The sequence below is a fragment of the Neobacillus piezotolerans genome, from assembly GCF_003362805.1.
Classification (GTDB): domain Bacteria; phylum Bacillota; class Bacilli; order Bacillales; family Cytobacillaceae; genus Bacillus_D; species Bacillus_D piezotolerans.
Genome location: NZ_QNQT01000002.1, coordinates 100,950 through 116,334, shown reverse-complemented (window position 1 = coordinate 116,334; position 15,385 = coordinate 100,950). Strand labels below are relative to the sequence as shown.

General features: G+C 42.5%; 12 protein-coding genes and 1 pseudogene. 7 read left to right on the top strand and 6 right to left on the bottom strand.

Translation table 11 applies throughout. The features are described from left to right. Positions 1-28 precede the first annotated feature (28 nt). On the top strand, positions 29-163 hold the full coding sequence (locus DRW41_RS23240) for a DUF6254 family protein (protein ID WP_222928834.1): 135 nt from the start codon (positions 29-31) through the stop codon (positions 161-163). 397 nt (positions 164-560) lie between these two features. Further along, positions 561-1,727 carry a hypothetical protein gene (locus DRW41_RS05665; protein ID WP_115451010.1) on the top strand — a complete coding sequence of 389 codons (1,167 nt, stop codon included), beginning with the start codon at positions 561-563 and terminating at the stop codon, positions 1,725-1,727. 145 nt (positions 1,728-1,872) lie between these two features. Here DRW41_RS05665 and DRW41_RS05660 read toward each other — a convergent pair whose 3' ends face one another. Together DRW41_RS05660 and gltC are read right to left on the bottom strand one after the other, a co-directional pair. Then, a complete protein-coding gene (locus tag DRW41_RS05660; RefSeq protein WP_115451009.1) occupies positions 1,873-2,505 on the bottom strand; it encodes an FMN-dependent NADH-azoreductase in 633 nt (210 codons plus the stop codon). A 229-nt stretch (positions 2,506-2,734) separates the two neighbouring features. After that, positions 2,735-3,640: a glutamate biosynthesis transcriptional regulator GltC gene (gene gltC / locus DRW41_RS05655; protein ID WP_115451008.1), complete on the bottom strand. Its 906-nt coding sequence runs from the start codon at positions 3,638-3,640 to the stop codon at positions 2,735-2,737. A gap of 175 nt (positions 3,641-3,815) precedes the next feature. Here gltC and gdhA point away from each other — a divergent pair, with 175 nt between their 5' ends. The 3 genes from gdhA (at position 3,816) to ahpF (ending at position 7,666) form a co-directional block, all read left to right on the top strand. Next, a complete protein-coding gene (gene gdhA / locus DRW41_RS05650; RefSeq protein ID WP_115451007.1) occupies positions 3,816-5,198 on the top strand; it encodes an NADP-specific glutamate dehydrogenase in 1,383 nt (460 codons plus the stop codon). A gap of 362 nt (positions 5,199-5,560) precedes the next feature. After that, positions 5,561-6,124 carry an alkyl hydroperoxide reductase subunit C gene (gene ahpC, locus DRW41_RS05645; RefSeq protein WP_115451006.1) on the top strand — a complete coding sequence of 188 codons (564 nt, stop codon included), beginning with the start codon at positions 5,561-5,563 and terminating at the stop codon, positions 6,122-6,124. Between the two features lie 12 nt (positions 6,125-6,136). Further along, entirely contained in the window at positions 6,137-7,666 is a 1,530-nt protein-coding gene (gene ahpF / locus DRW41_RS05640) for an alkyl hydroperoxide reductase subunit F (protein ID WP_115451005.1), read from the top strand. Positions 7,667-7,791: 125 nt separating this feature from the next. Here ahpF and mqo read toward each other — a convergent pair whose 3' ends face one another. Both mqo and DRW41_RS05630 read right to left on the bottom strand, forming a co-directional pair. Next, positions 7,792-9,327 carry a malate dehydrogenase (quinone) gene (mqo, locus tag DRW41_RS05635; protein ID WP_115451004.1) on the bottom strand — a complete coding sequence of 512 codons (1,536 nt, stop codon included), beginning with the start codon at positions 9,325-9,327 and terminating at the stop codon, positions 7,792-7,794. Between the two features lie 271 nt (positions 9,328-9,598). Further along, a complete protein-coding gene (locus DRW41_RS05630; RefSeq protein WP_115451003.1) occupies positions 9,599-10,462 on the bottom strand; it encodes a hypothetical protein in 864 nt (287 codons plus the stop codon). 480 nt (positions 10,463-10,942) lie between these two features. On the opposite strand from DRW41_RS05630, the pseudogene yedE reads away from it, so the two are divergent. Both yedE and DRW41_RS05620 read left to right on the top strand, forming a co-directional pair. Further along, positions 10,943-12,174 (top strand): annotated as a pseudogene (gene yedE, locus DRW41_RS05625) (selenium metabolism membrane protein YedE/FdhT). 69 nt (positions 12,175-12,243) lie between these two features. Next, positions 12,244-12,423 carry a sulfurtransferase TusA family protein gene (locus tag DRW41_RS05620; protein ID WP_281272294.1) on the top strand — a complete coding sequence of 60 codons (180 nt, stop codon included), beginning with the start codon at positions 12,244-12,246 and terminating at the stop codon, positions 12,421-12,423. A gap of 102 nt (positions 12,424-12,525) precedes the next feature. On the opposite strand, the gene DRW41_RS05615 is transcribed toward DRW41_RS05620, so the two are convergent. Beyond that, positions 12,526-14,589, bottom strand: a complete 2,064-nt coding sequence (locus DRW41_RS05615; RefSeq protein ID WP_222928833.1) for a HAMP domain-containing sensor histidine kinase — start codon at positions 14,587-14,589, stop codon at positions 12,526-12,528. Next, entirely contained in the window at positions 14,576-15,262 is a 687-nt protein-coding gene (locus tag DRW41_RS05610) for a response regulator transcription factor (RefSeq protein WP_115451001.1), read from the bottom strand. The genes DRW41_RS05615 and DRW41_RS05610 overlap by 14 nt, the downstream gene beginning before the upstream one ends. Positions 15,263-15,385 lie beyond the last annotated feature (123 nt).

Below are 15,385 nucleotides of genomic sequence, written 5' to 3'. Positions count from 1 at the left end.
ACGATTTTATCTGAAGGAGCTTATATACATGACCCAATCGAAACGTCAAAAGGAAAGGCAATGGGCCGCCAGGAAAGAAGAGCAAAATCCCCATGGAAAAGTGAAATCATTCGAACAGCTTGCTGACGAAGCAGGAAAAGGCGGCAACCAGCAGGGGAAATAAACAGGGTTCTTCATGCACAGGACTACTTTTAACACAAAAAGCCAATCTCCGCCGTGCCGGAAATTGGCTTTTTGTTTATTATGCTGTCAAATCGCCCTTAGGGCCGAAAAATTCATAATGGATTCTCTCTTCGTTTACACCTAATTCTTTTAGCGAACGATAAATTGCCTCCATAAATAGTAACAGTGTTTATTATATTATACTCTCTCAATTTGCATTGTGATATAAATCACACTTTAAGCAAGAAGGTATTCTACGGATGATACTAACATGAAACAAGTCCCGCAGCCCTCCCTACTCTTTTTTCCGAAATTTACCACCAGCGAGAGAAAGGGATTTACAGAAACAAACAGAAAATATAAAGAAATACACTATTAAAATTATAGGTGGAACTTCAATGTTGAGATTAGTTAATTGGACAATCGAAACTAAGTCACTTCTTTTTTATGAGGGGGGAGTGGATACCCCTTATGAAGAAGAGCGATTATACCATACCCGTTTCTTCCCTAACCGCACCAGATTTATTTATGGAGAAATTGAGCTTTCTTATTCTCTCCTAACAAACAACCGATTGGTTCAATTGGAATATGTATACTACTCGCCTGACGGTACCATTTTCGACCAAAATACGATGGACATCGAACTTCCCGCTGGAACAGATTCTTATTCCCACAGCTTTCGAAACGGAATCCTCAAATACACCCCATGGCTGCCCGGGGAATACAAAGTGGCTGTTTTTTATGATGGGAATGAAATAGCTGTAAACTCGTTTGAAATGATAAGAAGAGTTGATTCTGCCTTTAATGAAATGACAGTTGATTCCTTCCTTTTGTTTGAGTCAGATTTAGAAGAATTGCCTAAACCAATTGAACGTCTCTATCTTTCTAAATTTATGCAAGTGCAAACTAGGGCGATTTATTGTGAGGTATATGTCTCCTACCCTAAGCTTCGAAAGGATACGCATGCCATTATTGATCAAATCTATTATGACCCCGATGGCAATGAATTCGGAAGAAATCAACTTGAATTTATTGCTGAAAAGGAAACAACATGCTTAACTTTCGAAATGGGTTTGGGCTATGACACAGGTGGAAGATGGCTCTGCGGACTATATAGAATTGAGTTATTTCTTAATGGATCGTACTTAGGCGAAAAAGAGTTTGAAATCATCACCCTTAATGTAGCCTTGCTTCCTGCGCTTATTTTTGACTCCCTTAAATTCTTTCAGTCTGGGTATGTGATAGATGAAAATGAAAAACGAGTCTATCAAACCAAGTTTTCTAAAGAAACTACTTGTTATGTCTATTGGGAGCTATCGTTCTCGTTCCCGCTTATTCATAAAAAAAGAAAGATTGAGGTTGAATTCGTGTACCTGAAGCAGGACCAAACCGTGTTCGGTTACGATAAAAGTCCATTCTATTTAGAAAGAGGCTGGGAAAATGCCTGTCTGTTTAATAGCTGGGGGTTTTTCGATCCGGGCAGGTGGGAAACAGGTATCTACACCGCCATCATCACGATAAATGGGAAAAAATTTTGCGAGGCCCAATTTGAAATCGTGGAATAACAATCTTCTATCTTTCCTTGATGCGCATTGCCTTCGTACTAGGTAGGAAGATTCTTTAATCATATTTCTAATCGCCCTCATAAAATAAAAACTAACCGGAAGTTGGTTCCGGTTAGTTTTTGTAGTGAATTTTAAAAATCCAATATTAAACAGTTACTGCAGAAAGTTTCTTAGCAACTTCTTTAACTTTTTCCAATCCTTCAGCAATGATTTGCTCAGCTTGATCAGGTGCCGCGGCATGTCCCTCGATGACTACTTCATCAATGATTTGCATACCGAATACGCCGCCAGCAACATTCTTAATGTAGTTAACGGCCATTTCCATTGCAGCTGCTGGGCCTTGGGAATAGATGCCGCCACGTGCGTTTAGGATGATTGCCTTTTTGTCCTTCATAAGCTGGACTGCCTGGCCGTTTTCATCATATTTGAACGTGTAGCCTGCCTCATATACATAATCGATAAATGTTTGAAGCTTGGCAGGAATTGTCAGATTCCATAATGGAAAAGCAAAAACAACGACATCCGCTGCTGTTAAAGCATCCTTTGCTTTTTGCTTTGCAGCCAAAATACGTTTTTCAACATCTGCAAGTTCTTCTCCAGATGCAAGTTTGCCGAATGCATTGAAAAGATCCTGGCCTAGGTACGGCATATCTTCAGCAAAAACATCAAAAGTTGTTACATTGACGCCTTCAAGGTTTTCCATGAAAGTTTCATACATCTTGCTTGATACAGCTTCAGAAGCTGGTCTGTTATTTGCTTTTACTACTAATACGTTCATTTATCTACTATCTCCCTTTTTTAAATGAAATCGAGATATCTTCGTATAATATATCTCGAATTAAAAATATATCAAAATATCATTTAAGTCAACCCTACGAACTTTCCTTATACCTATAACCGTTCGAAAACGATTCGAACCTAACTAAGAGAGCAGCCATCCCCAATAAAAAAGGGTTGTAGATATTTTATCTACAACTCTTCTTAACGTCGATCATATTAGAACACCCTTATTTTTGAAACCTGTCCAACAGGCTAAAAAACTCACGAACAAAATCATAGAATAACTTCTCTGCGGGAAGCAGCTTCCGTTCAGAAGGAATGATGACGCCAACTGTACGGGCAACTTGCGGTTCAGTGACCGCCAGCCTTACTGTTGAGCGCGGAAGGCTTTCAACCAATGTAACTTCCGGAATAAGGGTCACCCCCAAGCCCGCCGAGACCAACCCCTTAATTGCATCAATATCTTCCCCTTCAAAGGAAACATCGGGCTCAAAGCCATATTGCTTACAGGCATTGTCGACTATTTCACGCAAAACAAACCCCTTTGGAAACAATATAAACGAATCATCTCTTAATTCATTCAGGTTAAGTGATCGTTTATTTGCAAGAGGATGGTGGGCTGGAAGCAGGGCAACTATACTTTCTGTAAACAATATATCCCCTCTTACCTTTTTCTCGTGCATTGGAAACGGACCGAGAAGCGCCAAATCAATATCCCCTTTTACAACACCACTAATCAAATCATGGTAAGAACTCTGTTTCAGCTTAAACTTCACTTGCGGATAACGCTCCCGAAAGGCAGAAACAATTGTAGGCAGCGTATAGGCTGCCAGGCTGCTTGGAAAACCAATGTTGATGACCCCATGCTCCGGGTCGATATATTCCTGGACTTCCTGCCTCGCATTATCGATTACCTTCATCGCTTCTTCCATATGTTCAAGAAAAATTTTCCCAATAGAGGTTAAGCGCACATTCCTGCCTTCTCTTATAAAAAGATCGACCCCAAGTTCCGCTTCGAGATTAAAGATCTGTCGGCTCACAGCGGATTGGGCCACATGCAGCGCCAATGCGGCCTCTGTCACATGCTCCCGCCTGGCAACTTCAATAAAATACTGGATTTGCCTTAACTCCATTGACGATCCACTCCCAATCGTTCTCATTTCGGCATCATTCTTATCTAATTTTCATATTGTTTAGATTGTTTTTCAATAATAAAATTAGGAAATTAAATAATCTATATGAATAAAGACTAAATCCAGCCAATTTTTAAATGCAAACAAATGCTAACGAAGGGGTGTTCAAGCGAGCATGGCTACACTACATAAACTTGATGAAGCAAACATGGAAATGGCGAAAGAATATGTAAATGAAGTATTTGAAACAGTTATGAAGCGTAATCCTTTTGAATGTGAATTCCACCAGGCTGTAAAAGAAATTTTCGATTCCCTTGCCCCAGTGTTTGCGAAACATCCAAAATATATGGCCCACGGCATCCTTGAACGCATAGTGGAACCGGAAAGAGTCATCAGCTTCAGGGTCCCTTGGGTTGACGACCAGGGAAAAGTACAAGTAAACCGCGGATTCCGGGTCCAATTCAACAGTGCGATCGGACCCTATAAAGGCGGGCTTCGTTTCCATCCTTCCGTTAATGCAAGCATCATTAAATTCCTTGGCTTCGAGCAGATTTTTAAAAACTCCCTCACCGGGCTCCCGATTGGCGGAGGCAAAGGCGGAGCCGACTTTGACCCAAAAGGGAAATCCGACGGGGAAATCATGAGATTCACCCAGAGCTTTATGACGGAACTCTACAGGCATATCGGCCCGGATGTTGACGTACCAGCCGGAGACATCGGTGTCGGGGCCAGGGAAATTGGTTTTATGTACGGCCAATATAAGAGACTACGCGGCGGTTTTGAAGCAGGTGTCTTGACCGGAAAAGGCCTTGGATACGGTGGAAGCCTCGGCCGGACCGAAGCGACTGGCTACGGCACTGTATACTTTGTCGAGGAAATGCTAAAAGACAAAGGGCTCAGCTTTAAAGGCAGCACGGTTGTCGTTTCCGGCTCAGGCAATGTGTCAATCTATGCGATTGAAAAGGCGATGCAGCTTGGCGCGAAGGTCGTCGCCTGCAGCGATTCAAACGGATATGTGTATGACAAAAACGGCATCAATCTTGATACCGTTAAACGCCTGAAAGAGCTTGAACGGAGAAGAATTAAGGAATATGTAGAAGAACATCCACAGGCACTATATTTCGAAGGGTGTTCAGGGATTTGGTCGATCCCTTGCGACATTGCTTTGCCATGCGCAACGCAAAATGAGATCGATGAAGCGTCTGCAAGACTATTGGTTGCCAATGGGGTGAAAGCGGTCGGAGAAGGGGCGAATATGCCATCGACTTTGGAGGCGATTGACGTTTTTTTGAAAAATGAAGTCCTTTTCGGTCCTGCAAAAGCCGCCAATGCAGGCGGTGTCGCAGTCTCAGCTTTGGAAATGTCCCAAAACAGCATGAGGTTGTCGTGGACTTTTGAAGAAGTGGATGCCAAATTGCAAATGATCATGGAGAATATTTACCGAAACAGCGTCAAGGCGGCCGATGAATACGGCTATCCTGGAAATCTTGTTGTAGGTGCCAATATTGCTGGTTTTTTAAGAGTGGCTGACGCGATGATTGTTCAAGGAGTTATTTAATAAAAAAACTGTCATTGTACTAAGTGGGATTGCTTTTAATCAGAAGCAATCCTTTTTTCGTAAAATATATCCCAACACCATTATTAAAGATGCAATTAGTTGAGAATAAAAGAGCCAATTGAAAATAAAAAACCCCCTCTTTCAACCGTTTCTAACCGCTATAAATAGCCACTTACAATCTAAATTCGATTGCATTCAGCAAAATAAAACCTTTTCCCTTGACATACAATGACATCTATACAATAATAGTTAGTGTATTAGAATTATTATAAATAACTAATGATAATAAAAAGAAATTGTTTTTAGTTATTTATATTTTTCACCAAACCACTAATTATTATTTCAATAGGAGGAATTGCATTATGTCACTTATCGGAAAAGAAGTACAACCATTCAAATTACAAGCTTACAAAAACGGAGAGTTTATCGAAGTAACTGAGCAGGATTTTAAAGGCCAGTGGACTGTCCTTTGCTTCTATCCAGCGGATTTTACATTCGTTTGCCCAACTGAATTGGAAGACCTTCAAAATCAATACCCAGCTCTTCAAGAACTAGGGGTTGAAGTATTCTCAGCATCAAGGGATTCTCATTTTACACATAAGGCATGGCACGATACATCCGAAACAATTGGTAAACTTACTTATGCAATGATTGGTGACCCTGCCCATGTTCTATCTCGAAACTTTGATGTGTTCATTGAAGAGGAAGGCGCTGCTGACCGCGGTACATTTATCATTGACCCTGATGGAGTCATCCAAGCGGTTGAAATCAACGCAGGCGGCATCGGACGTGACGCAAGCACGCTAATTAACAAAATCAAAGCAGCACAATATGTACGCAACAATCCAGGTGAAGTTTGCCCGGCGAAATGGGAAGAAGGATCTAAAACCCTTAAGCCTAGCCTTGATCTTGTTGGAAAAATCTAAGGAGTGCTATGAATGATACTAGATGCAGATATTAAGGCCCAATTAAATCAATATCTTCAACTGTTGGAAAACGATGTTCTGCTGAAAGTCAGCGCAGGGTCCGATGAAGTATCGAAAGACATGCTAGCTCTTGTTGATGAGTTAAAAGGCATGTCTCCAAGGATAATAGTCGAAACTGCCACTTTGGAAAGAACACCAAGCTTTAGTGTCAATCGCATCGGTGAGGATACCGGAGTAACGTTCGCCGGTATTCCTCTTGGACACGAATTCACTTCCTTTGTGTTGGCACTGCTGCAGGTAAGCGGACGTGCCCCAAAGGTTGATCAAAGCGTGATCGATCAAGTGAAAAGCTTGGAAGGCGAGTATCGTTTTGAAACATACGTGTCCTTAACCTGCCATAACTGCCCTGACGTCGTCCAGGCGTTGAACGTAATGAGCGCTCTTAACCCCGGAGTCACCCATACGATGATTGACGGGGCTTCCTTCAAGGATGAAGTAGAAAGCAAAAACGTAATGGCGGTGCCAACTGTTTTCCTTAATGGAAAAGAGTTTGGCGGCGGACGTATGTCCCTCGAAGAAATTCTGGCAAAGCTGGGAAGCACACAGGATCCATCCGAGCTCTCCAATAAGGAACCTTTCGATGTCCTGGTTGTCGGAGGAGGCCCCGCGGGTGCAAGCGCGGCCATTTATGCGGCGCGTAAAGGGATTCGCACCGGGATTGTAGCTGAACGCTTTGGCGGACAGGTTATGGATACGGTCGGAATTGAAAACTTTATTGGCACGAAATATACAGAAGGCCCCAAGCTGGCCGCAACCCTCGAAGAGCATGTGAAAGAGTATAAAATTGATATCATGAATCTTCAGCGGGCAAAAAGCCTGGAAAAGAAAGACTTCATTGAACTTGAGTTGGAAAACGGCGCTGTTCTAAAAAGCAAAACCGTTATTCTTTCTACCGGCGCCCGCTGGCGTAAAGTCAATGTTCCAGGTGAAACAGAATTTACAGGCAAGGGCGTCGCCTACTGCGCCCACTGTGATGGTCCGCTATTCGAAGGAAAAGATGTTGCGGTCATTGGCGGGGGGAACTCCGGAATTGAAGCAGCCATTGACCTTGCTGGAATTGTGAATCATGTAACCGTTCTGGAGTTCATGCCGGAATTAAAAGCTGATTCAGTCCTGCAAGATAAGCTATTCAGCCTTCCAAATGTAACGGTTGTTAAGAACGCCCAAACAAAAGAAATTACCGGTACTGACAAAGTAAACGGAATTACTTATATCGACCGCGAAACAGGCAATGAACATCATGTCGAACTCGCTGGGGTATTCGTTCAAATCGGCCTTGTACCGAATACGGATTGGCTGGGTGACTCACTCGAACGCAATCGCATGGGTGAAATCGTCGTTGATAGCCGCGGTGCAACAACTTTGCCTGGCGTATTTGCCGCCGGCGACTGTACAAACAGCCCGTATAAGCAAATCATTATTTCGATGGGCTCAGGTGCGACAGCCGCACTAGGCGCATTTGATTATCTCATCAGAAATTAATGGATATCTTTAGCAACATAATAAAGCCGCTGTACTTCCAATTAAGGAGTACAGCGGCTTTTTTTTTCGGCTTCCGCCCGGGTAAAAAACAAAAGCACCTTCTAAAAGATGCTTTAAAATCATAATTAATGGGATACTGTCTTTCTTTCTTCATTCTCATGGATGGCCATCGAGCTTTCTCCTCCAAGGCCAAGCGCCCAGGTGGTGAAAGCATGAAGTTCATTGAAAAGTTCCTGGTTCTCGGAAAGTTTCAAACCATAGGAAGGAATCATTTCCATGATTTTCGGTTCCCAAGCTTTAACATGCTGCGGGAAACACTTTTTGATAACCTCAAGCATGACGTGCACAGCGGTTGAAGCACCCGGGGATGCGCCAAGCAATGCGGCGACAGACCCATCAGCGGCACTAACTACTTCCGTACCAAACTGAAGCGTTCCTTTTCCGCCGGCAACTGTATCCTTAATCACTTGGACACGCTGGCCCGCCACAATGATATCCCAATCCTCGCTTCTGGCGTTCGGAATAAATTCCCGCAATTCCTCGATACGCTGTTCTTTCGATAGCATCAGCTGCTCAATCAAGTATTTTGTCAATGGAATGTTTTTTGCCCCAGCGGCAAGCATTGTAACGAGATTATTAGGTTTAACGGAATTTATTAAATCCATATTTGAACCTGTTTTCAGGAATTTTGGCGTGAAGCCGGCAAATGGCCCAAAGAGCAGGGATTTTTTGTCGTCGATATAGCGTGTATCGAGATGGGGCACCGACATTGGCGGAGCGCCTACCTTGGCTTTACCATATACTTTGGCGTGATGCTGCTCGACTACGTCTGGATTGTTGCATACAAGGAAAAGTCCGCTTACAGGGAAACCCCCGATATGCCTGCTTTCCGGAATGCCTGTTTTTTGAAGCAAAGGAAGGCTTCCTCCCCCGCCGCCAATAAAAACAAATTTAGCGGAATGGCGTTCAATGGCACCTGTGGCCATATTCCAGACTTTCAATTCCCATAGGCCGTTGCTCGCGCGTTTTATATCATCAACCTGGTGTTTATATTTTATATCAACCTTTTGATTTTTTAAGTGATCAAATAAGATTCGTGTCAATGCGCCGAAGTTAACGTCTGTCCCAGAATCGATTTTGGTTGCCGCCATCGGTTCGTCGACCCTTCGCCCTTCCATAATTAGCGGCATCCATTCCGCTAGTTTCCCATTGTCTTCGGAAAATTCCATACCCTGGAACAGTGGATTGTTTGAAAGCGCTTCAAATCTTTTTCTTAGGAAGGTAACATCTTTTTCACCCTCCACCAAACTGATATGTGGCAAAGGCATAATGAAGTCTTTTGGATTACGGATTATATTTCTGTTTACTAGATAAGACCAAAATTGCCTTGAAATCTGAAACTGTTCATTTACATTGATAGCTTTGCTTATATCTAGGGAACCGTCCGGTTTTTCAACGGTATAGTTAAGCTCGCATAGAGCCGAATGACCTGTGCCAGCATTATTCCATTCGTTGGAGCTCTCTTCTCCGGGGCCTTCAAGTTTCTCAAATACAGTAATTTTCCAGTCCGGAACTAATTCCTTCAGCAGTGTCCCTAAAGTAGCGCTCATGATCCCTGCGCCAATTAAGATAACGTCTGTTTCAGTTTGTCTGTTACTCATTTTACCCATCCTTATCTTATAAGCTTTGCAGAAAGAATGTAAACGCTCTCTTTAATGAGTCACAGAAAGCCTAGGCGCAAACAAAACATCTTTTCTGCATTCAGTATAATCCGATAGTAAAACCCTACTTTTCTAGTATATCACTGTTATTTACAGATTAACATTTCTACTGTTTAAAAGATGCCAATATTAAAAATATCTTCTTAAGTAGGATAACACATAAAAAATACCCCAGACCTTTTTAATCTGGGGGATTATATCTATTAAACTATCATTTCCGTTTTAACGCTTCCGCTTTAAATTCCGCATAACTTCGCTTGTATTCTTCTTCCATTACCGCCTTGAATGGCAGCCTGTCTTCGGACAACCAAAATGACAAATCAAAAGCAGCTGCATCCCCATGAAAAGTGCCTTTCAACTTGGTTTGCTTACCGTCTACATTTGTGTAAAACTCCAGCATTTGGCCATCAGTTATTCCGTTTAGAGCATAGTTGGTTTCCTCATAGGAATTATTCGGGGTCCCCGTATCAGCCATTAAAAGAAGAGATCCTGTCAGTTCGCCTTCAAGCAGGGCTTCATCGATTTTCAGGAACAGCTGGTAAGAACCGTTTTCCGAGGTATAAAGAAATCCATAGATATGATTAAGGTCGGAAAAGAATTTCCTTAACCGTTTGTTCTCTTTTTCCTCAGAATGGTACACGGCCGTTTCAAACTCCTGCTGAATATCTTTTACATAATCATCGATTATCTTTTGCCCAACCGCTTTGTATATATCTGCGGCTCTCCCCTGCTCTTGCACCATAAGGTTCGGCCCGTTGAACCATGCGGCGTACGTGATTTTTTTCCCGTCCCCGGTTACTGTTAATTCATACCCTTTTCCGGTTTTTTCTCCCCTTAAGGAATAATGTTTTTCTTCCAGAAAGGGAGGATCCCCGATTTTTTCGATGATATTCATTCGATGCTGTTTCCCTTTCACTTTCCCGCCCCGGCTGTTCAAATTGAGCCAGTAAAGGATGCCATTTTCCCTGTATGCATAGGCATCAGCCTTGTTCAGTGGATCCTTTCTGTCGCCCGCAGCTGATACCGCCCACCAGGCGGCAATGCCAATCAGCAATATGATAGCCGCTGTACCCACATAGAGTGAATTCTTCAGACGGTGTCCCTCCTTTTAATAGCGCAAACATCTTAATATTTTTTAAAAAAAGCCGTCCTTTAACGTTACTTAGTTCCTTCCATTTTATCACACCCGTACTAACATGATTTCAAGCCGGCGATTGTCACATATCATGGCTTTTTCTGACAACCTAACCCCGATTTCACCTTGCGCTTGTCAGATATTAGTAACACTCTCTCCGGAGGCGGCCTAGCCTGCTAACAGCTTTTGACCGGCCTTCTCTCCTGCTATTCATACTTTCGATACTAAATCATTCGACCTATTGATAATTCAAATTGCCCTTGATATAAAATTACCGTTATAGTAAGGAGTAAATTATATCTTTAACATGCCTAGAACTCCCTAGGCATTTTTTGTATGGATCAATTCTGAACGTTTCCATCGGGCCGCTTTACCAAAAGGCTGTCCACTTGGGTTTTTTCAAAAGGAGAGTGAGGTCTAATGAATCTTTATTCAAAAATATACAAAGAATATTGGAATCCGTACATGGCGATTGGCATTGCGGGCCTGATAAGCGCCTTGTATTTCGGAATTACCGGTACGGTTTGGGCGGTTACCGGGGAATTTACCCGTTTAGGCGGGCACGTCCTCGAGTGGTTTGGGGTGAATGTAACGGACTGGGCGTATTTTAACCTGGTTGGCATGCAGGGGACTCCCATTACACGGACGGATGGCTGGATTGTCATTGGAATGCTGGTTGGCGGACTTATAACCATTTTATTAAGCAACAGTTTTAAAATCCGTATTCCGAAACAAAGCGCCGTCTGGCACAAGGCTTTGCCGGAGGAATTATCGCGGGGTTTGGAGCCCGCCTTGCCCTCGGCTGTAACCTGGCAGCATTTTTCACAGGGGTACCACAGTTCTCGTTTCATTCCTGGTTCTTCATGGTGACCACGGCCATCGGGACCTTCTTTGGGGTGAAAGTAGTGAATACGAAATGGTGGCGGGGTAAACCGGCCCTGATGAAAGGAACTCCGAACCCGGTTGTCACCGAACACGAACAAAAAAAGAATATCCAGCCGATCCTGGGTTTACTTTTCGCATGTCTTTACACAGGCCTGGTTATATACTTCTTCGCAGCTGGAAAATCCATGCTCGCGGTCACCTGTATCGCGGGGGCTTTGTTTGGGATTTTAATTGAACGTGGACAAATTTGTTTCACTTCCGCTTTTCGCGATTTATGGATCAGCGGTCGCGCCGTGATGTCAAAGGCGATTGCGGTTGGGATGATGATCAGTGTTGTCGTTACGTTCTTCTATATTCAAAGTGGCTCTGTTGCCCTCATTAAAGTCGTTGCTCCAAGCACTGCAATTGGCGGGCTGCTATTCGGGTTTGGCATCGTTTTGGCCGGCGGCTGTGAGACCGGTATGATGTATAGGGCTATGGAAGGCCAAGTGTTATACTGGGTGGTAGGCGCGGGAAATATTGTTGGCGCCACACTGCTAGCTTACGGCTGGGATCATCTTGGTATCTACAACGCCCTAGTCGAAAATTGGCCGAAAGTGAATTTGGTCGAGCAATGGGGGCCAATGGGAGCTTTGTTTGGAACGTTGGCCATGCTTGCTGCCTGGTTCTTATTATCAAATTGGTGGGAGAAGCGATTCCGCTATGGCACAGGAATCAAACATCCTAATACGGAAAAGAGGATCTCCCACGTTACAAAGGAGGCTTAATCCATGTCACAAGTAATTGACGTCAATTACACTCTCGACATTCGCGGCGAGCCTTGACCGTACCCTGTCATTTATGCGCTGGATGCGCTGAAAACCATGAAGATCGGGGAAGTCTTGCAAGTTATTGCTGATTGCCCGCAATCCTTCCGAAGTGTTCCCGAAGAGGCTGTTAAACACGGCTACAAGCTATTGGCAGAGCCGAAGAAAGTCGGACAGGACATCTATTTTTACATTAAAGTCGTTCACTAGCTTTACGCATTATTTGCCTTTAAAGCAAATATATCTAAAAAGTACCCTGCAGCCTTGATATTGAAGTCAGGCTTTAGGGTACTTTTTTGTTATGTTACTTTTCTACTGTTCCTTCGGCAAAGAGATTACCGACTTAAACAAGTCTCCATCAATTTGAATGGCAAATTTCCCGCCTTGGATTTCAATCAGGCTTTTGACAATCGATAGCCCTAAGCCGCTGCCCTGGTTTGAACGGGATTCATCGCCTCTCTTAAACCGTTCCATTAATTCATCCGCGGAGATATTAAGCTCATAAGCGGAAATATTCTTGAAAGAGAGAAGAATTTTGTTTCCTGCATCCTCGATTTGGATATAGACCCTTGACCCGGGAAGCGCATACTTAAAAATATTCGATAAAATGTTCTCTATCGATCTCCACAATAGTTTCCCATCGGTCTTTACAATTACCTTTTCGCTAGGAAAATTAATCTTGAAATCCAAACCGGAGGCTTCAATTTTATCGTTCACTTCTCCCAATCCCTGTGTCAGGAGCGAGACCATATCGATTCGTTCCAACTGGACTGGAATGTTACCGCTGGACGCTTTTGCCGCTTCAAATAAATCATCCGTCAGCACTTTGAGCCGCTTCGATTTTTGGTCGAGTACATCGATATATTCTTCAGCCTTTGCCGGATCCTTTTCTCTTTTCAGCAAATCAACGTACGTAATAATCGATGTTAATGGTGTCCTAATATCATGCGATACATTGGTGATAAGCTCAGTTTTTAATCGCTCGCTTTTCAGTTCGCTGTCCACCGCTTTTTTCAAACCATCGGTAATGCTGTTAATATCGGCGGCCAGTCCGGCAAACTCTCCTTTTTCTCCCACGTAAATACGGTGATGGATGTCGCCATCTTTTATTTTCTCCACCCCGTCCTGTATCGCCTGGAATGCCTTGATCTTCTTTAATGAAAACCAAGCCGCAAGTCCTAGGGTAATCGGGAAAATAAAGAACGTTAAACCAACCAATATGGGGTATCCAATTACAATCAATACCGTCTTAACCCCAATGCTTCCGCTATCATATACATTCCGGACAAATTTAATGAATCGGTAAATAATTTGATAAACGAGTGAATGTTTAAAGAATGTTCGATTCTTTAAATGCCTAACCAATGAGAGGACAAGGAATAGGCCTGGTATCGCAATCGGCAATGTTATAGGAATCACCATTTTTGAAAGGTTTTGATGTGGAACCCCGTTCACCATTGAAACCCAAACTGCGATTAATATCATACATAGTACAATGTTCACATCAACATACAATTTATCCAATGAAGACAAGTGCAGTTTTTTATCATTGTATGACTTTCTCCCGGTCACGACTACAAGATAGAGAAATGAAAGGATTAAGCCTGCCAAAAATCCTAGTAATGCATAAAAGCTATTTCGGGCAATTTCTTTGTTATCTTTCCACTCCTGGATTTTGGGATTTAAATAATCCTCCGGAAAACCAACGTAAATAGCTTTGCCTGCAGCATCCACTTCTACTTTACTTTCTCCCATCTGTTGGAAGTATTCATTCTCTTCTATTTCTTTCGGATAAATGTCACTTTTATATCCGTCATATATCAAATAAGAAGGAAAACCTTTAAACTGTTCTTGGTCTGTCATCCTACTGTTCTTATATTCATTGACGCCATCACTGGCAAAATAAAGCGGTTCTTTAACTTCATGTACTCTTTGCAACAAGGAATGGAATACCCTTAAATCATCTTTAATAAGTTTCTCTCTTGCTTCGGAAATCTTATCTGCATAGTCGGCTTTAAACTTTTCATAGTTTTCCGCTTCGCTTAAATTTGGGTTATAGTTTCTTGAATAGTTCTGATACTCATGAAATAAATCTTCATCAGAAAATCTTAAGTCCTCTTCACTGACTGTTCCGCCATCTAGAATATGCTTCTCACTTTTATATTCCCCTATCAGTTGGTTGAGGTCGGTAACGAGTGTTTCATTTTCTCTATAAAAAGAAAAGCTATGAAAATAGTTCTCTTCAAAAATAATGCCAAAATTCCCATGATTCACCTTATTAATTTCAAAAAACTCTTTTAAAAAACCAGCAAAACAAGAAATAACCAGAATAAAAGCGATTATTTTTGTTACGACTGAGTGGCTATAATTTTTCAACTTTATATCCAACTCCCCACACCACCTTCAAATATTTAGGCTCTTTCGGATTGATTTCTATCTTTTCCCTGATTTTTCTTATATGGACAGACACCGTATTTTCCGGGCTAAAGGCCGTCTCGTTCCAAACCCTTTCATAAATCTCCTCAATGGAGAAAACTCTTCCAGCATTGGCCGTTAAAAGTTTCAATATTTTATATTGTACCGGGGTAAGGTGGACCAGTTCTCCATCGACGGTGATGGTTTTACTATCATCCTCGATGACGAGCCCCCCTGTTTTGTATACATTGCTTTTTGTTTCAAGACTCCCCAAAGTTGTAAATCTTCGCAGTTGCGACTTTACCCTCGCGATGAGCTCCAAGGGATTGAACGGTTTGGTTATATAGTCATCTGCCCCAATATTGAGCCCCAATATTTTGTCGTAATCCTCCGACTTGGCGGATAGCATGATCAAAGGTATATTTTTATCCTCCCGAATCTTCCTGGTAGCACTTAATCCGTCCATCATCGGCATCATAATATCCATGATAATCAGATGGATCTCCTGATTATCGATGATCTCGATCGCCTCTAAACCGTTAAAGGCTTTAAATACCTGGTAACCCTCGTTTTCCAGGTAAATGCCTATAGCGTTGACAATTTCCTTATCATCATCACAAACCAAAATATTCATGTTCGTTGGCTCCCAAATATGTATGTCATCTTTAATCTCCCCCTGTATCTCTAAATTCATGATACCGGGCAAATCTTAACAAACCAATGATAAAAATCTTAAGATTTTCTTAATGAAAATAAA

What these genes read in the sequence shown, in the direction of transcription:
- DRW41_RS05665 (WP_115451010.1), top strand. Translation starts at nt 561, where the DNA reads ATGTTGAGATTAGTTAATTGGACAATCGAAACTAAGTCACTTCTTTTT.
- DRW41_RS05660 (WP_115451009.1), bottom strand. Translation starts at nt 2,505, where the DNA reads ATGAACGTATTAGTAGTAAAAGCAAATAACAGACCAGCTTCTGAAGCT.
- gltC (WP_115451008.1), bottom strand. Translation starts at nt 3,640, where the DNA reads ATGGAGTTAAGGCAAATCCAGTATTTTATTGAAGTTGCCAGGCGGGAG.
- gdhA (WP_115451007.1), top strand. Translation starts at nt 3,816, where the DNA reads ATGGCTACACTACATAAACTTGATGAAGCAAACATGGAAATGGCGAAA.
- mqo (WP_115451004.1), bottom strand. Translation starts at nt 9,327, where the DNA reads ATGAGTAACAGACAAACTGAAACAGACGTTATCTTAATTGGCGCAGGG.
- ahpF (WP_115451005.1), top strand. Translation starts at nt 6,137, where the DNA reads ATGATACTAGATGCAGATATTAAGGCCCAATTAAATCAATATCTTCAA.
- ahpC (WP_115451006.1), top strand. Translation starts at nt 5,561, where the DNA reads ATGTCACTTATCGGAAAAGAAGTACAACCATTCAAATTACAAGCTTAC.
- DRW41_RS23240 (WP_222928834.1), top strand. Translation starts at nt 29, where the DNA reads ATGACCCAATCGAAACGTCAAAAGGAAAGGCAATGGGCCGCCAGGAAA.
- DRW41_RS05610 (WP_115451001.1), bottom strand. Translation starts at nt 15,262, where the DNA reads ATGAATATTTTGGTTTGTGATGATGATAAGGAAATTGTCAACGCTATA.